Below are 18,487 nucleotides of genomic sequence, written 5' to 3'. Positions count from 1 at the left end.
CGAACCGGTTCGGTAAACGATCATCTCGCCTGATCCGATGTCTGTCAAGCCGAAATTCGCGATCACAAGTTCAGAAAGGAAGCCCTGCAAACACGTGTTTTGCAGCACGAACGTTGCGCAGACCAATAATATCGGACATAACAAGACATTAGAACCGGTTCGATAACCATGACAACCATACGAGATGTCGCGCGCCTTGCGGGGGTTTCAATCTCGACCGTCTCGCTCGCGCTCAACAGCCCGAAGCGGGTCGGCGCCGAGACGCTCGACCGCATCCAGCAGGCGATAAAATCGACCGGTTATCGCATCGACCCGGTGGCCCAGACGCTGGCGCGCGGACGCAGCTCGCTGATCGGTTTCGTCTCGGCCAATCTCGGCAACATGTTCTTCGGCGACATCCGCCGCGAGATCGAGCACCAGGCGCTCGATAACGGGTATTTTGTCCTGATCGCCGACTCCTCCGGCAGGGCCGATCTCGAACGGGCGCTGCTGGAGCGGCTGGAGGCGCAGAAGATTGCCGGCATTGCGCTGGCGGCAAACGGGCGCGGTGAGGAGTACGCCACCTTCCTGCGCGACTTCAAAACCCCGATCGTGATGTTCGACCAGAAGGTGGAGGGCGCCGAGCGCGATTTTGTCGGTTCCGACAATCCGCTGACCACCACCATCCTGACGGAACATTTGTTGCAGCTCGGCCATAGGCGCATCGGCTTCATCTCCGGGCCGAGCGGCCTGCACACCGCCGACGAGCGCCTGAAGGGCTTCATGGATACGATGGCCGGCGCCGGCGTGGACCTTGATCCTTCGCTGGTGGTCGAAGGCGGCTACACCAGAACCGGCGGCCATGCGCAGGCAATGCGCCTGCTCACCCGCCGCGATCGGCCGACCGCCATCATCGGCGCCAACAACATGACGGGTCTCGCAGCGCTTCAGGTCATGCAGGAGATGGGTTTCCGCTGCCCTGACGACGTGTCGCTGGCGATGGTCGACGACGTGCCCTGGAGCAACGTCATCACGCCACGCATCACCATGGTGGTGCAGGATGCGCAGAAGCTCGGCGAGCTGACGGCACAACGTCTGCTGGCAAGAATAGCAAGCCCGGAGGGCGCCGCAGCACCGCCGCAGGATTTTATCCTGACGCCGAGATTCGTGCGCGGGGAGTCGACCAGGCGGTTGTGAGTGCTTATCTGAGTTCCATCACCGAGGCAAAGGAAGAGGCGCGCGGAAGGATGCCACGATAAAGCTCAAGAGAGCCTCATCCTGAGGTGCCCCGCAAGGGGCCTCGAAGGGCGAGGCGGGCACGCCGGCGGTGCTGAATGCAAGGAGCAAAGTTGCGGCATGTCCTTCGAGGCTTCGCCCTATGGGCTACGCACCTCGGGATGAGTCACCTGGGAGGCTGCCGCGCCAAGACCCAACAGATCATCTGCAACGTACCGCCGTTGTCGGCGATACCGGCAAGCGACAAGCGCGGTTCATCCATTGAAAGACCACCAAATTTGTCATACATGTGTGATGAATCGTGAATTTCGGGTGCCGCGCGTTTGAATGGCACTCGGATCAAAGCCGATGCGGGGGTCAGGCGTGGCTATGCAGATGAAGGATCGCAGCAAAGGCTCGGGGTCGCTGGTCACACAGGTCGGCGAAAGCCTCCGGCAAGCCATATTGAGCGGCCAATATTCCGCCGGCGACAAGCTTCCGAGTGAACATGAGTTGACCGAAACACACGGCGTCAGCCGGACCGTCGTGCGTGAGGCGGTGGCAGCACTTCGCTCCGACGGGCTTGTCGAGGTGCGCCAGGGAGCGGGTATTTTCGTACTCGGTGCCGATCCGGCGCTCTCCGCGCGGAAAGTCGACAAGGCCCGCGTCGCCTCCGATCTTGAGGTACTTGAGATCAGAACACCTGTCGAAATCGAGGCAGCGGGCCTTGCAGCCCTACGCCGCTCGCCGGCACAGGAGGAAGCGATATTCGAATGCCACCGGAAAATCCTCCGGTGCATCGAGAGTGATCAATCCATTCGCGATGCGGATCTCGAGCTCCATGCCGCGATCGCGGAAGCCACGAACAATCCGCTGTTCAGGCAGTTCCTGGAGTCCCAGGGTTCGGCGATCATCCCGCAGTCGAGGCTCGTTCCGGAAACGAGGACGGCCGAACAGACCGCCTATCGAAAGCTGATCCACAAGGAGCACCAGGCGATCGTCGTCGCCATCTCGGACAGGGATGATCAAGCTGCCCGCAACGCCATGCGCGACCATCTGGTCGGCAGCCAGGCGAGATACCGCAATCTCCTGAGGGATCTGCGAAGCTTTACGAGCTGACATCTGATCCCAAGAGCTCACACGTTCCAGCCGGTCATCAGGTGACCTTAACGGCGCGGACAAGACGTCTCACGATTTTCATGTTGAAGCGGTTAGCGCGAGCGCTGAACGCTGCCGATGCGCTCGGAAAAATGCTGGCGCTGTCATTGATGCATGGACGGGATTGGACGGGCTGCCTGCCCGTCTGCGGCTGAAAGCTAGTTGAAAGCTTCGACGTCATAGAAAGGGGCGGCATCGTGGAGGAGACACGGTCAAGGTGGCGAGACGACGATGCACGCAACCACAAGGAGGAGATTTCTATGCGTTATTCACGCAGCCTTTTTCACACCGTCGCTTTTTCCACGCTTCTCGCCGCATCATCTTTCGCGACCAGCGCCGCACATGCGGCCGATAAGATCACCATCATGGTCGGCGGTTATGAGAAGCAGATCTATCTGCCCGCCAAGCTTGCCGAATCGCTCGGTTACTTCAAGGATGAGGGTCTCGACGTCGAACTCCTGAACGAACCTGCCGGTGTCGACGCCGAAAACCAGCTTCTGGCTGGCGCCGTTCAGGGCGTTGTCGGCTTCTACGATCATTGTGTGGATCTGCAGGCGAAGGGCAAGTTCGTCGAATCCATCGTGCAGTTCAGCCAAGCGCCGGGCGAAGTCGAACTGGTGTCGTCGAAGCATCCCGAGATCAAGTCGGTCGCTGACTTCAAGGGACACAGCGCTGGCGTAACCGGCCTGGGCTCTTCTACCAATTTCCTCACCCAATACATGGTCGCAAAGGCCGGTCTGAAGGGCGGGGATGTCACATCGGTCCCGGTCGGTGCCGGAACGACCTTCATCGCCGCCCTGCAGCAGGACGCCATCCAGGTTGGCATGACGACCGAACCAACTGTTTCACGCCTGCTGAAGACCAAGGAAGCTTCGGTACTGGTGGACATGCGCACCATCGAAGGATCGCGCAAGGCGCTCGGCGGAACCTATCCGGCAGCCTCACTCTACATGGAAACGGCGTGGACAGAGGCACACAAGGAAGAGACTCAGAAGCTCGCCAACGCCTTCGTCAAGACGCTGCATTTCATCAATACGCATACCGGCGCTGAAATTGCCGAAAAGATGCCGAAGGATTTCTACGTCGGCGACAAGGAGGGCTACATCAAGGCCCTCGATGCCGGCAAGGGCATGTTTACCGCTGATGGCATCATGCCAGAAGATGGCCCGAAGACGGTTCTGGCCGTGTTGTCCGCTTTCTCCAAGAATATGCAGGGCAAGCAGATCGATTTGTCGAAGACTTATACGACGGAATACGTGAAGCACGCCCAGGCAATGTAAGCGCTGACCCGTCACCCGCTGCCGTGGGGTGACGGGTTACCGACCTGTACGCCTGTTTCTACTCTTTGAGGAAAAAACATGTCCAATCATAGTCAGGGGGCCGCCATCGAGCTCCTCAATGTCAGCCGGCGTTTCGTCTCGCCGACCGGCAAGTCGCTGACGGCGCTACGCGATTTCACCATGTCGGTGGAAAAAGGTGAATTCGTCGCGGTCGTCGGCCCGACCGGCTGCGGAAAATCCACCACACTCAACCTCGTGACAGGTCTCGCCCGACCAAGCGCGGGCGAAGTCCGGCTGATGGGCGGTCCGGTCAACGGCATCGACCCACGCGTCGGTTTTGTTTTTCAGACGGATGCCCTTTTCCCGTGGAAAAACGTCATCGACAATGTGATGGCGGGGCCGCTGTTTCGCGGCGCAGCCAGAGCCCAGGCGGAAGCCAGCGCCAAGAATTGGCTTGCCCGGGTCGGACTGTCGAAATTCCTGCATCACTATCCGCATCAGCTCTCGGGCGGCATGCGCAAGCGCGTCTCGCTGGCACAGACCTTCATCAACGAGCCCGAAATTCTGCTGATGGACGAGCCGTTCTCCGCGCTCGACGTTCAGACCCGCACCGTCATGCACGAGGAATTGCTGCGGCTATGGGCGGAACGCAAGGCATCGGTGGTCTTCGTCACCCATGATCTCGAGGAGGCCGTTGCGCTGGCCGACAAGGTATATGTGCTGACAGCGGGACCGGCGACCGTCAGATCGGTCTACAAGATCGATCTGCCACGGCCCCGCGTCGTGTCGGAAATCCGCTATGAACCGCAATTCATCGATTACTGCCGAACCATCTGGGAGGATCTTCGGCAGGAGGTGGATGCCGGATACCGGCGTTCCACCGAGGCAGCGTAAGGAGAATAACGATGGCCGATACACTTACCGACACCACGATGGCCCCGCTTTTCCGCCCGGGAACCTCCGATGCGGAAATCGAAGCCGTTGCGACCCGCGCGATCAAGAGACGCAAACAGCATGTGCTATGCCTGCAGGTCGGCATTCTGGTTGCCGTGCTGGCACTTTGGGAAATTACGTCCAACCTGATGTGGATCGACGCATTCTTCTATTCCAGCCCGAGCGAGATCGTTTATCGCCTCTACGATTGGGCTGTCAACGGGACCAGTGAAGGCTCGCTCTGGTACAATCTCTGGGTCACGATGGAAGAGGCGCTGATCGGCTTTTTCGCGGGGTCCTTTACCGGCGTGATCGTCGGCATCAGCCTCGGCCGGAACCTGTTTCTCGCCGACGTCTTCTCTGTCTACATCAAGGCGATCAATTCCATTCCGCGCGTCGTCCTTGCGCCTATCTTCATCATGATCATGGGCCTCGGCCTTGCCTCGAAGGTCGCGCTCGCTTTTATCATGGTATTCTTCGTCGTGTTCGCGAATGCCTTTCAGGGCGTGCGCGAGGCCGACCGCAACATGATCGCCAATGCACGCATCCTCGGTGCGTCCAACTGGCAAGTGACGCGCACTGTCGTCATCCCCTCCGCCATGAGCTGGATCTTCGCCAGCCTCCATGTCTCCTTCGGCTTTGCCATCATCGGGGCCATCGTCGGCGAGTTCGTCGGCGCCCGTTTCGGCATCGGCCAGTTGATCTCTATCGCCAAGGGCACGTTCGACGCGGCCGGAATGTACGCTGCCATCGTTCTCGTCATGATCGTCACCCTGATTGCCGAGTTCATCATGACGCAGATCGAGAAGCGTCTCGCAAAATGGCGTCCGCAACAGCACCTTGATACCCAGTGATGAAATCGACCTCCTCCACCTGCATAATTCCTTAAATCGGAATCGATTTAGGGATAGAATTTACAGCGTCCTTTGCGCGTCTCAAAAGACGCACGGCGCTGTAAGGCAGATCGACGGAAGGTCGGGCATCATGCCCGGCCTTATTTCATTTGATGCGGATCAATCTTGAAACGAGGATTTCTTCGAGCTCAGGTTCACGTCAGCGGAATCCGTACGGTAACGACGAGACCACCGCCTTCCGCATCGTCGAGCGAGACCGAACCTCCCGCACCTTCGACGACCTCCCGAACGATCGAGAGCCCCAGACCGCTCCCCTCAGCTTCGGTTCCCATGACCCGGTAGAATCGTTCGAAAACCTGTTCGCGCTCCGCATCGGGGATACCCGGACCATCGTCCTCGACGGTTACGACGGCGTTGCCGTCCGCCTGCCCGACGGCGACGGTCACCCGTCCATTCGGGCGGGTATAGCGGATCGCGTTGTCTATGAGGTTGACCAACATTTCGCGCAACATCGTCGCGTCGCCTTCGACAATGACCGGGCGGACCGCTTCCAGGCCGACGTCGATGTTGCGCCTGAGCGCCTCTTCGGCATGCGCTTCGAGGATTTCGCGGGCACCCTTGCTAAGGTCGGCCGCATCGCTGCGCGGGCGCCGGCTTCCGGGCTCGGCCCGCGACAAGGTCAGGAGCTGGCTGGCAAGACGCGAAATCTGCTTCGTGCTGGTGCGAAGAGCGACAAGCGCCTCATCGCGGCGAGCCGCATCGGCTTCGCGGGCCGCCACGCTCGCCTGGGTCGAAATCAACGCCAGCGGTGTTCGGAGCTGATGCGCGGCATTGGATACGAACCGTCGCTGCGCAGCCATCTGGTTCTGGACGCGCTCCATATGGTCGTTCAGGGCATGGACGAGCGGCTGCAACTCGCTCTGCACCATCCCGGGCGGCAGCGGATCAAGACGATTGCGGCCGCGCTGGCGCACGGCGTCCCGCAGTCTCAGCGCAGGCGCCAAGCCCCGTTGGAGCCCAAGGATGGTCACCAGGCTGGCGACGAAGACGAGCACGAACTGCTTCGAAAAGTCTGAGAGCCACAATTGCCTTCGCATCGCATACTGGCTGTTATGCGTCACGGCGACGGTGACGGAGATCGCGCTGTCATCGGGAAGGCCGACGACAGGATGGTCGAGCATCATGACGCGCACATCGGCACCATGGAACGCGCGATCCTCCGCTGCCCGCTGGACGGCCGGCAACGGCAGGTCGGGAAGACCGCTCACCAGACTGCCCCACGCGGTGATCACCTGGTAAAATACCCGGTCGCCGAAGCCTGTATCAAACATCTCCAGCGCGGAAGGCGGCACATCCACCTGAACATTGCCGTCCTCATCGACGCGAACGGCCTCGGCAATGACGCGAGCCGAGGCCAGAAGTGTTCGATCCGTCACCAGCTTTGCCGTCGCGTCGGCCATCCAGAAGCTGTCGTAGAGATTGAAGCCGATCGCGCCGAACAGGGTCAGCAGCACCCAGCAGAGCAACTGCACCCTCAGGCTCTGGCTGAGCCGCGCGATCGTTGCGCCCACCTTGGTGACGAGACTAATGGACATGTCTGAGGAGATAGCCGAGCCCGCGCAACGTCGCAATCTGAACCGAACTGCTCTCGAGCTTCTTTCGCAGTCTGTGGACGTAGATTTCGATGGCGCTCGGATCCGCCTCGTCGTCAAAACCGAACACGCTTTCAGAAAGGGCGGCTTTCGAGACTGTGTTGCCAAGCTTCATGACGAGTTGCTCAAGCACGGCATATTCGCGCGGCGTCAGTTGCAGCGGCTCGCCTGCGACGAAAAACTGCCGCGTCCCACCGGAGAAGCGCAGGTTGCCGACGGTGATTTCAGACGATGCCCGGTCCTGGCCACGGCGGACCACCGCACGGATCCTCGCTTCGAGTTCGGCGATTTCGAAGGGCTTGGCGAGATAGTCGTCGGCACCGCTGTCAAGCCCTGCAACACGGCCGTCCAGGCTCGCATTCGCGGTCAAGATGATGACCGGCAGCTTGTTTCCGGACTGTCGCAGTCGCTTCAAGAGCGTCAATCCGTCAAGCTTCGGCAGCGCCAGGTCGAGGATCATCGCGGAATACTCCGCCACCTTGAGCATATGCTCCGCGTCCTCGCCGTCGTGGGCAATGTCGATCGCATATTGCGCCTGTCGCAGGGCTTTACCCAGCCAGGCCGCCAGATCCTTGTTGTCCTCCACCACAAGCAGTCGCATCCGACTTCCTTAGCATGTGCGGACCGTCTGGTGGAAGCGTGACACGGCTTCCACCGCCGATGTCTGCCATCGATGGCGCGAATTGTCCGTTATTTGTCCGGCGCGCGCATTTTCCTCTGTCTTCAAATCGCCGAATATGACTTCATGATCAACCTGGATGGAGCAAAAAATGTCCGGCCATGAAACTATCCTTCTCGTTATCGACGCTCAAGAGTCCTTCCGACACCGCGATTATTGGGATGAAAACCTCGCCTCCGCTTATATCGATCGTCAGCAGGCTCTGATCGACGGCGCGGAAGCCGATGGAATACCCATTATCCAGATCTTCCATGTTGATAAAACCGGGCCGTTTTCGGAAGAATCCGGGTTTGTCAGCACACTCGCCCCGCTCAGGATCGTGCCCAGGGCGACGTTCAGGAAGAGGCGGCATAGCGCCCTGGTCGGTTCCGGTCTCGACGTGTGGCTGACCGAAAATGGCGTCCGTCGTATCCTCGTCTCCGGCATTCGCACCGAACAGTGCTGCGAGACGACCACCCGCCACGCCTCCGATCTCGGCTATCAAGTCGACTATGTCGGCGAGGCGACCCTGACCTTCCCGATGACCGACGCCGCGGGACGCACCTGGAGCGCGAGGGAAATTCGGGACCGGACCGAACTGGTCCTGTCAGGCCGTTTCGCTCGGATCGCGACCGTAGACCAGGCCCTGGCAGGGCGTGGAAAGTCACTCGCCGCATGACGGACGCCACGCAGCCCTTCGATATCCCGGTCTTTGTCGTCGTGCCGCCGCGCGTGCTGCTGCTCGACGTCGCCGGCCCGATCGAAGTGCTGCGCAAGGCGAACCTCGAACAGCGCACGGTGCGCTTTACCGTCACCTATATCGGTCCATCGGCGACGGTCGGCAGCTCGATCGGCCTTGCCGTTACGGGCGTCGCCGCATTGCCGGAACGCTTGCCCGATACCGCGCTTGTCATCATCGCCGGCAGCGCCGATGCCCCGATGGAAAACAGCGCCCCAGGGAACGAACAGGAGCGCGCCGACCAGGCTGCCATTGTCGCATGGCTGAAGCGCACCATTCTTCCGGGAATTCGTCTGGTCTCGATCTGCTCGGGCGCATTGCTCGCTGCCGAAGCAGGCATGCTCGACGGCCGCGATTGCACCACCCATCATGGCTGCATAGAGGATCTTGTAAGGCTCGCGCCCACCGCGCGCGTCCGGGACAACCGGCTCTATGTCGAGGATGGAGATCGCCTCACCAGTGCTGGCATCACTGCCGGCATAGACCTCATGTTGCATATCGTTGCCGAAGCGGCGGGACATGCCTGTGCGCTTGCGGTGGCGCGATATCTTGTCGTCTATCTCAGGCGCGGCGGCTCGGATCCGCAGCTTTCGCCCTGGCTCGAAGGTCGCAACCATATCCACCCGGTCATTCACCGTGCACAGGATGCAGTGGCCGCCAGCCCGTCTGAGGATTGGTCGGTGGCGTCGCTCGCCCGCCTCAGCGGCGCCAGCCCGCGCAACCTTTCACGGCTGTTCAACGAGCAGACGGGCATGAGCGTTACGGATTTCGTCAACCGCATGCGCGTGGCTCTTGCCCGCGAGATGCTCGCCGGTTCGCGACTGGACATGGAGGCCGTCGCCATGCGCGCCGGCTTCGGCTCGGCACGGCAGCTACGCCGCGCCTGGAACCGCCTGAATGACGGCCCGCCGAGCGCGGCACGGTCGAGGCTGCCTACAGGCTCATAACGCGAGAGGAAGGGCGGACGGGTTGAGCCCGGCTTCCTGTACCTCGGTTCCCCATATTTCGATCTGGGTCAGCGCCGGATAGGGCGAGGCGTCCTCAGCCTTGATCAGGCCGTGCAGTTCCACCCACTCGACGACACAGGGCTCTATCGGAAAGGCCTGGGCGACGCCCGATTTCACCAGCGGAAAGCAGCAGGTCCTGCCGTTGGAGAAGGTGACGCTGGCCTTTTCCCACCAGGAATCATGCGGGAAGTCAGCCCGAAGATAAAAAACGATCTCGTCGATCCTGACCGGCCTGCCGAATTCCACCGTCAGGGCCGCCTGCGGATCGCGATTGATGCCCCAACTCGTATAGGGCCAGAAGCCGTGATCATCGTTGGCCTTTTCGCCGTCGATCGCGTTACGCGCGGCAAAGACCGCTTCGCCGCGGGTCTCGACATTGGCGCGCGCATGCGGAAACAGAGCCCGGTTGGCGTGATCGTCCCAGGGGTTGAGGGCGAGATTGCGCCGGTGAGCGATCTCGTCTGGCCGCGTGCTTCGCGCTGAAAGCCGGTGTATATCGCCCCTGAAGGCATTCGGCGAATAGGGCTTGCGCTTGTCGCCGAAGGGTACGGCCAGCGAATAGGCGCATTCCGTCATATAGACCAGGCTGGGTTGGATCGCGCCATCCAGGGAGAGGTAGACGTGCCCAGGCTCGGAAACCTCCACGACGACGCGATCGCCTTCAAGATAGTTCTGGCGATAGACCAGGAACGCCTCGTCCCGGCCTGTGGAACTCGCCAGCACCGCCCCATCGGCATCCACGATCTTCAGCGTCAATTCCATGCTCGCCCTCCCCAGAGCATGATGCCGAAAACTGTGAGCGATTTTCGGACGACATCATGCTCTAACTCTTTAATTAAGAACAGGATTCAGATCCTAGGCCGACCCGGCCTACAATCATCCAGTTCTAGACGATCCGCAATCTCAGGAGCCTGCCGGCAAACGGCACGCGCAGCCGGTAGATTTTCTCGGGCCAAGCCGATCTTAGCCGGGCGTCCTCCACCACGATCTCGTCGATTTCGATCTCGCCGGCGCCCTCAACGAACATGCTGCCGAGGTCGGCTAGGTCGATCCTGTTCGGGCCGACGGTCGGCGGCAGGCATGTCATCAGCGACAGGACCGCCGGCTTGCCGCCGTCATAGGTGTCGACGATCTCGACATGGCGTCCGCGCAGCAGCGAAACGACGCGCCGATAGCTGTGCAGTTGCGCTTCGGACGGATAGGCGCCTGAAATATCGAGCGATATGCGCGCGCTCCCCTCGTCAAACCCGACCTCGACATCGCGCGCGCCAAAAGCTTCGCCGGCCGACTGCATGACGCCCGCAAATGTCGGCAGGTTGTGGAACGCCGACTGCATCGTCCATATCTCGTAGCGCCGCGCCGAAAAGGTCTTTGCGGTATAGGTCTCGACGCCGACGTCGATCAGCAACGGACGTCCGTTCTTGTAAAGCGTCACGCTTCCGACATCGTTATGATTGTGGCCCTCGCCATTGTTGCCGCCCTTGACGGCAAGCGAAAACTGCTCGTCGCGGGCGATGAACAGGCCGATGCCGGGATAGAAGATATCGCGCTGGGATGCGGGATGAGGTTTGGCGGCTGGGGGAAGCGTCGGGCCGGCCAGCAGTTCCTGCACGCGATACCAGAGGTTCCATTCCCCGGGCAGGTGCGGATTGCCGGAAGCGGCCCTGTCGGCCGCAGCGAACTCAGCCAGCATCTCAGAGCCGACCGCCTGTCCGAACAGGTATTCCCGCGCGTTGCAGGGTTCGACCACAGCGGAGGAATCCGCGAAATTGAAATAGTAGCGGCCGGCCACATGCATATGGACAATATATTCGGCCATGTTGCGGATCTTCGGCTGCTGCCAGAGCCCGGCGAACAGGCCGGGCGCCACGGCATCCAGGATAGTCAACGCACCATGCAGGCAGAGCGCGGCGTGGCGGTAATAGAGCACGCCCTCCTCGCAGGCGCCGTCCTCGGCATAATCCTTCAGGAAGGCACCGAGGCTGCCGAGCGCCTTCTTGGCGACGGCGTGACGCGTGGGCTGATCTGTGTTCAGGGAGAAGGCCGTCAACAGGACATTCTGGCTTATCCATGCCGTCCAGTTGTTCATCCGCTCTTCGCCGCGGCCCATCCACCAGAAATGCCGGCCGAGATAGGGCGAGAGGATGCGGATCTCGATCTCGCGCTCGACGCGTGCCGTAATCTCGGGGCTGATGCCGTCGAGCTCGTCGCGAAACAATGCGACGATGGTGGCAAGCAGGGCGGCCGTTTCGGCGGCGAAGAGATCGATGACAGGCTGCGAATTGTCGGGAAGCGGCAAGCGTGCGCCGCTTCGTTCATAGGCGTTATGCGCCGGAAGCTGCCAACCGCTCTCCTCCGCGATCAGGAAAATGCCGTCGACGATCTTCGGCAGGAAGCGCGCGCCGCCTTCGACGAGTTCGCCGAGCACCAGATTGTTGAGCATCCGGCGCCGTCTGAAATAAAGCTCCTCGAAGCGCGCGCGGTTGCCGGTTTCGGTGTACTCCCGGTAGTCCGACGCCGTAATCAGCGGAAAGGCGCGCGCAAGCGTCTCTTCGGCCTCGCCAACGACCAGTTCCCGTACCGCCTGCGGCACGGAGTTCCATCTGGGGCGATCAGAGCCCACGGCCCCGGGCGTGAAATCTCCCAGCACATCGGGCAGATCCTCTGAAATCTCGCTGAACATGTCTCTCCCCGTACCGGAAAAGCATCGATGGGCGTTTGGTCTGCATGCTCACCTATCATATGTCTTTTGCGCTTTCCATGAAATTCGTATGATCTATTTAGAACTTGTTTGACCAATACCGGATATGTGCTATGTGGTTGCAGGAGGAAGAGGAGACATCGGTGTCCATATCGAATTCAGTCATCGCGACGGATGGCGCTCCGGCAACTTCTCGCCGGAAGGCTGCGGTCTTGTCCAAGCGCCAGCGCAGGATACGCAGCGCGCTCGTCGCCTATTCCTTCATTGCCCCGAATTTCATCGGCTTTGCCGTCTTCACGCTCGGCCCGATCCTGTTCGCCTTCGTGCTCGCCTTCATGCATTGGGACGGCTCGAATGCGATCACATTCGCCGGGCTGGATAATTTCTGGCGGCTCTTCGAGGACAAGGCCTTCATCGCGGCGTTCTGGAACACGGTGATCTATACGGTCGCCTCCGTGCCGGCGACGCTCATCTGCGCGCTCGGCCTTGCCGTTCTCCTCAACCAGAAGATCGCAGGGCGCGACTTCTTCCGCACGGCGATGTTCTTCCCCTATGTCGCCTCGCTGGTGGCCGTCGCCGTCGTCTGGAACATGATCTTCAATCCCGAGATGGGACCGGTGAACATGATCCTCTATACGCTCGGCCTCGATCCCAAGAACATGCCGGGATGGGCGGCCGATCGCCACTGGGCGATGGTGACGGTGATCCTCTTCGGCATCTGGAAGAACATGGGCTATTACATGGTCATCTATCTGGCCGGCCTGCAGGGCATCAATTCCGAACTCTATGAGGCCGCCGATCTCGATGGCGCCAATTCCTGGCAGAAGTTCATCCATGTCACCGTGCCGCAGCTCGGGCCGACGACCTTCTTCGTCACCGTGATGCTGACGATCCAGTCCTTCAAGGTGTTCGACCAGATCTACATGATCACCCAGGGCGGGCCTGGCACCTCGACACTCGTCCTCGTCTACCACATCTACAACGAGGCCTTCATTTCCTGGGATCTCGGCTATTCCAGCATGGTTTCGCTGGTGTTGTTCTTCCTCGTGCTTGCCGTCACCGTCTTTCAGTTCCGGCGCCAGAGGGAGGACGAGGCATGAGGATCGCCGGACGCAAGGTGACCGTCAGATCGGTCGCGATCTACGCCATCGTCATCGCCGTCACGCTCATCATGTTGATGCCCTTTGCCTGGATGCTTTCGGCATCCTTGAAGCTCAGCCGCGACGTGTTCGCCTTCCCGATCGAATGGATACCGTCCGAGCCGCAATGGCATAACTACGTCGATATCTGGACGAAGATCCCGCTCGCCTTGTTCATCTACAACACGTCGAAGCTGACGATCATCGTCACGCTGCTGCAGCTTTTGACCTCCAGCTTTGCCGCCTACGCCTTCGCCAAGCTGAATTTCCCCTACAAGAACACCCTGTTCCTCGGCTACATCGCCACCATCGCCATGCCCTGGCAGGTCTATATGGTGCCGCAATTCCTGCTGATGCGTGAATTCGGGCTCAACAACACCCATCTGGCGCTGATCTGCCTGCAGGCCTTCACCGCCTTCGGCGTCTTCCTGATGCGGCAGTTCTACATGTCGATCCCGACCGAGCTCTGCGAGGCGGCTCGCATCGACGGCATGAACGAGTACCAGATCTGGGCGCGCATCATGCTGCCGCTGTCGAAACCCGCGCTCTCGACGCTGACGATCTTCACCTTCGTCACCACTTGGAACGATTTTCTCGGGCCGATGATCTATCTCACAAAGACCGAGCTGAAGACCGTCCAGATCGGCCTGCGCATGTTCATCTCGCAATATTCGGCCGAATACGGGCTCATCATGGCAGCCTCCGTCGTCGCCCTCATTCCGGTCCTTGTCGTCTTCCTTGTTCTCCAGCGCTTCTTTGTCGAGGGCATCGCCTCGACTGGATTGAAGGGTTAAGCCGTGAACGCCGTTTCATCCGTCGCCCCGCAGCCGATTACCGATGAGGAAGTGAAGGCCGCGCTCGATATCGCCGTCGAGCAGGTCAGGCGCAACCTTCCAGAATTCACCCACGCCGCGCAGAACCATTCGAGCATCAAGAATTTCTATCCCCCCGTGGCGAACGATCAGTGGACCGCCGGCTTCTGGCCCGGCGAGCTGTGGCTTGCATTCGAACACAGCGGCGACGCGGCTTTCCGGGATGCGGCACAAATTCAGGTCCAATCGTTCCTGCATCGGATCGTCAATCGCGTCGAGACCGATCATCACGATATGGGCTTTCTCTATTCGCCCTCCTGCATCGCCGCCTGGAAACTCGTCGGCGACGAGGATGGCCGCAGAGCCGCGATCCTTGCCGCCGACCAGCTGATCGAGCGCTTCCAGCCGATCGGTCAGTTCATCCAGGCCTGGGGTCGTAAAGGCAAGCCGGAAGAATACCGCTATATCATCGACTGCCTCTTGAACCTGCCGCTGCTCTACTGGGCAAGCCGCGAGACTGGCGATCCGAAATACCGCGAGATCGCGCTCATTCACGCCCGCACCACGCTTGCCAACTCGGTTCGGCCGGATGATTCCACCTATCACACCTTCTATATGGACCCGGTCACCGGAGCGCCGGTGCGCGGCGCCACCAAACAGGGTTACAAAGACGACAGCGCCTGGGCGCGCGGACAGGCCTGGGCAATCGCTGGAATGGCCCTCTCCTATCGCTATGAGCGGGTCGAGGAATATCGCCAAACCTTCGACCGGCTGCTCGCCTTCTATCTCAACCGGCTGCCGGGCGACATGGTGCCCTATTGGGACCTCGTCTTTTCGGACGGCGACGGCGAGCCGCGCGACAGTTCGTCGGCCTCGATCGCCGCCTGCGGCCTTCTGGAGATGGCCGATCTCGCCGAGCCGGAACCGGCAGCACGCTATCGCACGCTGGCGCGGCGCATGATGAAGAGCCTTGCGGATCACTATGCGGTCAAGGATCCCACAGCCTCCAACGGCCTGGTGCTGCACGCCACCTATTCGAAGAAATCGCCGTTCAACACCTGCCGCGGCGAGGGTGTCGATGAATGCGTCTCCTGGGGAGATTATTATTACATGGAAGCTTTGACGCGCCTTTCGCGCAGCTGGTCTTCCTATTGGTGAATTCAGGAGAACCCGATGGCCAGCATTTCACTTAAAGAGTTGAACAAGAGCTACGGTGCGCTCACCGTCGTCCACGACATCGACCTCGAGATCGCAGACAAGGAATTCATCATTCTGGTCGGCCCCTCCGGCTGCGGCAAATCGACCACGCTGCGGATGATCGCCGGCCTCGAAGAAATATCCGGAGGAGAGCTCAAGATCGGCGGCGACGTCATGAACGACGTCCCTTCCAAAGATCGGGATATCGCCATGGTCTTCCAGAATTACGCGCTCTACCCGCATATGACCGTCTACAAGAACATGGCGTTCGGCCTGCAGCTCAGGAAGGTGTCGCGCGACTTCATCGATGCCCAGGTGCAGGACGCCGCCAGGATCCTCGACATCTCTCATCTCCTGAACCGCAAGCCGAAGGCGCTTTCGGGCGGGCAGCGCCAGCGCGTCGCGCTCGGCCGCGCCATGGTGCGCAATCCGGCGGTCTTCCTTCTCGACGAGCCGCTTTCCAACCTCGACGCCAAGCTGCGCGGCACGATGCGTTCGGAAATCACCAAGCTGCACAAGCGCCTCAACGCCACCTTCATCTACGTCACCCATGACCAGGTCGAGGCCATGACCATGGCGGACCGGATCGTCGTCATGAAGGACGGGCACATCCAGCAGGTGGATACGCCGCAGAACCTCTATGACCGCCCCGTCAATATGTTCGTCGCCGGCTTCATCGGCGCGCCGCAGATGAACATGCTGCCCTCGACCATTCTGCGACGGGGCGACGGCTACGTCGCTGTCTTCGATGGCCGGGAACTGCCGCTTCCCGCCCATTTCGACAAGCGCAGGATCGCGCCCTACGAGGGCCGCGAGCTGATGCTCGGCATCCGTCCGGAGAATTTCCACGAGCTGCCGCCGGCCGACATCGCGCCCGAGAACCTGGCGCCCCTCAAGGCGATCGTCGAACTTGCCGAACCGATGGGCTCGGAAGTGCACCTGAACATGGTGGCAGGCGGTCGCAATCTCATCGCCCGCGTCTCGCCGCGCTACCGGCCCGAGATCGGCGAGGAGGCGGCGCTGGTCGCCGATATGACCAATGCGCAGCTGTTCGACACGGAAACGGAACGCTCGATTCTATACTGAGACGCCTGCGGGAGACGGCTATGCAGTGGTTGCGGGACATGTGGACGAGGGAGGGACCGGGCATTCCGAAGGATGCGCCGAAGAGGACCGGCCTTGCGCTGTTCGCCGAGATCCTCGCCCGCGAATGGTGGGAGATGGTCAAGCTGAACATGTTGTTCATCCTGGCCGGCCTCTTCGTCGTAACGCTGCCGGCAGCGCTCGCCGCCATGGCCCGGGTCTCGGTCGCCCTCGTGGAAGACCGCAACTCCTATCTGCTGCGGGACTTCACGGAAGCCTTTCTGCGCTACTTCTGGCGCGCCACCGCCTGGGGCCTGGCGTTGGGTGGCGCCCTCGCAATCGGTCTTTATGCGATCGTCACCTATGCCGCAGGCGCACGCGACAATCTGTTGCTAAGCGCACCGCTGACGATCGCCTTCGTCGCCACCGCCTTCGTCGCGGTCCTCGCCTGCCATCTCTTCGTTTTGATGGTGATGCGCGATCTGCCGGCTCTCATGCTGCTGCGCCTCGCCGCCCTCGCCTCCATTGGCCGTCCTTTCCCGGCGCTTGCAGCGCTCGCCTTTACCGCCAGCCTCTGGCTGGCTCACATCCTCTTCTATCCGGTTTCGGTGTTCATGCCGGCAATCTTCAATTTTTCACTCGGAATGTTCGCCGTCGCATTCGGCGTCCATCGGGCGGCGGTGACGGTTTTACACCTGCCAAACGCAACACAGCCGCACCGGGAACCGCATAGACGAGACGCTTCATAAAATAACTGATCCAGAGATGATCCAGGGAAGGAGAACGGGAATGTATTTGGAAAAATTCGGGGGGACGGTGAAACTTGCCGTGGCGGGTTTCACCTTGGCGGCGATGACGGCCGGCGCAGCGCTTGCTCAGGACGCCGTGACGCTCAAATGGGCTTTGTGGGACTGGGACAAGACCGCCTACTACAAGCCGCTGATCGAGGCCTATCAAGCCAAGCACCCCAACGTGAAGTTCGAGCCGATGGACCTCGGCTCGCAAGACTACCAGCAGATGATCTCGACGCAACTGACCGGCGGCTCCAAGGACATCGACATCGTCACCGTCAAGGATGTGCCGGGCTACACCAACCTGGTGCGCGCCGGCAACATCGCCGATCTCAGCGGCTTCATGAAGGATCAGAAGATCGATCCGGCGCCTTATGGCGGCCTGATCGAAGAGCTGACCATCGACGGCAAGATCTATTCGCTGCCGTTCCGCTCCGACTTCTGGATCGTCTATTACAACAAGGACATCTTCGACAAAGCCGGCGTCCCCTACCCCACCAATGACATGACCTGGGCGCAGTTCGACGCGACCGCCGAGAAGCTTACGGGCGGCATGGGCACCAACAAGACCTATGGCGCGCTGCTGCACACCTGGCGTTCGACCGTCCAGCTGCCCGGCATCCTTGACGGAAAACACACGCTCGTCGATGGCGACTACGCCTTCCTGAAGCCCTGGTACGAGCGGGCGCTGACCCTGCAGAAGGACGGCGCCATTCCCTCCTACGCCTTCCTCAAGACGTCGAACACGCATTATTCGGCGCTCTTCTTCAACGGCACGATCGGCATGCTGCCGATGGGCACCTGGTTCGTCGGCACCCAGATCGCCAAGGTGAAATCGGGTGAATCGAAGAGCAAGAACTGGGGCATCGTGAAGTTCCCGCATCCGGACGGCGTTGCAGCCGGCACGACGGCTGCACAGATTTCGGGTCTGGCGGTCAACACCAATTCCGGGCACAAGGATGCAGCCCTCGACTTTATCAAGTTCGTCACCGGTCCTGAGGGCGCTGCCGTCATCGCATCGACGGGCACCTTCCCAGCGCTCAAGACCGCCGATGTCAGCGCAAAGATCGCGGCAACACCCGGCTTTCCTGAGGACGCAGCCAGCAAGGAGGCGCTGATACCGTCGAAAGCCTATCTGGAAATGGCAGTCAATCCGAACGCCGCCAAGATCGAGGTCGTGCTCAATCGCGTGCATGACGCGATGATGACCGACAATACCTCCATCGACGACGGATTGAAGGAAATGACCGAAGGCGTGAAGGCCATCAAGTAAGCCTCGCAAGATTGCC

At 60.8% G+C, this 18,487-nt stretch carries 17 protein-coding genes; 13 read left to right on the top strand and 4 right to left on the bottom strand.

The window, feature by feature from the left end; all coding sequences use genetic code 11:
* Positions 1-168: 168 nt before the first annotated feature.
* The 5 genes from N2600_RS29220 to N2600_RS29200 all read left to right on the top strand — a co-directional run bounded on the left by N2600_RS29220 (position 169) and on the right by N2600_RS29200 (position 5,419).
* Positions 169-1,176 (top strand): LacI family DNA-binding transcriptional regulator, encoded by a 1,008-nt coding sequence (locus tag N2600_RS29220; protein ID WP_260299082.1) that lies wholly within the window; start codon positions 169-171, stop codon positions 1,174-1,176.
* Positions 1,177-1,590: 414 nt separating this feature from the next.
* Entirely contained in the window at positions 1,591-2,313 is a 723-nt protein-coding gene (locus tag N2600_RS29215; protein ID WP_260299081.1) for a FadR/GntR family transcriptional regulator, read from the top strand.
* Positions 2,314-2,612: 299 nt separating this feature from the next.
* Positions 2,613-3,632 (top strand): ABC transporter substrate-binding protein, encoded by a 1,020-nt coding sequence (locus N2600_RS29210; RefSeq protein WP_017967479.1) that lies wholly within the window; start codon positions 2,613-2,615, stop codon positions 3,630-3,632.
* Positions 3,633-3,710: 78 nt separating this feature from the next.
* Entirely contained in the window at positions 3,711-4,526 is an 816-nt protein-coding gene (locus N2600_RS29205) for an ABC transporter ATP-binding protein (protein WP_170256585.1), read from the top strand.
* A gap of 11 nt (positions 4,527-4,537) precedes the next feature.
* Positions 4,538-5,419, top strand: a complete 882-nt coding sequence (locus tag N2600_RS29200; protein WP_162116313.1) for an ABC transporter permease — start codon at positions 4,538-4,540, stop codon at positions 5,417-5,419.
* Between the two features lie 194 nt (positions 5,420-5,613).
* Here N2600_RS29200 and N2600_RS29195 read toward each other — a convergent pair whose 3' ends face one another.
* Complete coding sequence (locus tag N2600_RS29195; RefSeq protein WP_260299080.1) at positions 5,614-7,014, bottom strand: sensor histidine kinase; 1,401 nt, start codon at positions 7,012-7,014, stop codon at positions 5,614-5,616.
* Positions 7,004-7,672: a response regulator gene (locus N2600_RS29190; protein WP_162116311.1), complete on the bottom strand. Its 669-nt coding sequence runs from the start codon at positions 7,670-7,672 to the stop codon at positions 7,004-7,006. Before N2600_RS29190 ends, N2600_RS29195 begins: the two co-directional genes overlap by 11 nt.
* Before the next feature lie 157 nt (positions 7,673-7,829).
* Here N2600_RS29190 and N2600_RS29185 point away from each other — a divergent pair, with 157 nt between their 5' ends.
* Both N2600_RS29185 and N2600_RS29180 read left to right on the top strand, forming a co-directional pair.
* Positions 7,830-8,408 (top strand): isochorismatase family protein, encoded by a 579-nt coding sequence (locus N2600_RS29185; RefSeq protein ID WP_222280728.1) that lies wholly within the window; start codon positions 7,830-7,832, stop codon positions 8,406-8,408.
* Entirely contained in the window at positions 8,405-9,415 is a 1,011-nt protein-coding gene (locus N2600_RS29180; protein WP_260299079.1) for a GlxA family transcriptional regulator, read from the top strand. Before N2600_RS29185 ends, N2600_RS29180 begins: the two co-directional genes overlap by 4 nt.
* Here N2600_RS29180 and N2600_RS29175 read toward each other — a convergent pair.
* Positions 9,410-10,237 (bottom strand): carbohydrate-binding protein, encoded by an 828-nt coding sequence (locus N2600_RS29175; RefSeq protein ID WP_170259622.1) that lies wholly within the window; start codon positions 10,235-10,237, stop codon positions 9,410-9,412. The two genes, N2600_RS29180 and N2600_RS29175, sit on opposite strands and share 6 nt — an antisense overlap.
* 124 nt (positions 10,238-10,361) lie before the next feature.
* Positions 10,362-12,158, bottom strand: a complete 1,797-nt coding sequence (locus N2600_RS29170; protein WP_260299078.1) for a heparinase II/III-family protein — start codon at positions 12,156-12,158, stop codon at positions 10,362-10,364.
* A gap of 131 nt (positions 12,159-12,289) precedes the next feature.
* On the opposite strand from N2600_RS29170, the gene N2600_RS29165 reads away from it, so the two are divergent.
* Genes N2600_RS29165 through N2600_RS29140 form a run of 6 tightly spaced genes read left to right on the top strand, consistent with a single transcriptional unit; the run spans position 12,290 to position 18,471 of the window.
* Positions 12,290-13,276, top strand: coding sequence for a carbohydrate ABC transporter permease (locus tag N2600_RS29165; protein WP_260299077.1), 987 nt, complete (start codon positions 12,290-12,292; stop codon positions 13,274-13,276).
* Complete coding sequence (locus N2600_RS29160) at positions 13,273-14,109, top strand: carbohydrate ABC transporter permease (protein ID WP_017967489.1); 837 nt, start codon at positions 13,273-13,275, stop codon at positions 14,107-14,109. The genes N2600_RS29165 and N2600_RS29160 overlap by 4 nt, the downstream gene beginning before the upstream one ends.
* A 3-nt stretch (positions 14,110-14,112) precedes the next feature.
* On the top strand, positions 14,113-15,285 hold the full coding sequence (locus tag N2600_RS29155; protein ID WP_170279630.1) for a glycoside hydrolase family 88 protein: 1,173 nt from the start codon (positions 14,113-14,115) through the stop codon (positions 15,283-15,285).
* A gap of 15 nt (positions 15,286-15,300) precedes the next feature.
* Positions 15,301-16,410, top strand: coding sequence for an ABC transporter ATP-binding protein (locus N2600_RS29150; protein ID WP_170279629.1), 1,110 nt, complete (start codon positions 15,301-15,303; stop codon positions 16,408-16,410).
* Between the two features lie 20 nt (positions 16,411-16,430).
* Complete coding sequence (locus N2600_RS29145; RefSeq protein ID WP_222350891.1) at positions 16,431-17,156, top strand: YesL family protein; 726 nt, start codon at positions 16,431-16,433, stop codon at positions 17,154-17,156.
* A gap of 40 nt (positions 17,157-17,196) precedes the next feature.
* Entirely contained in the window at positions 17,197-18,471 is a 1,275-nt protein-coding gene (locus tag N2600_RS29140) for an ABC transporter substrate-binding protein (RefSeq protein WP_222350890.1), read from the top strand.
* Positions 18,472-18,487 lie beyond the last annotated feature (16 nt).

The sequence above is a fragment of the Rhizobium sp. WSM1274 genome (assembly GCF_025200775.1).
GTDB lineage: Bacteria > Pseudomonadota > Alphaproteobacteria > Rhizobiales > Rhizobiaceae > Rhizobium > Rhizobium leguminosarum_I.
The sequence above is the reverse complement of the archived record's forward strand: the minus strand, read 5'-3'. Positions and strand labels throughout refer to the sequence as shown.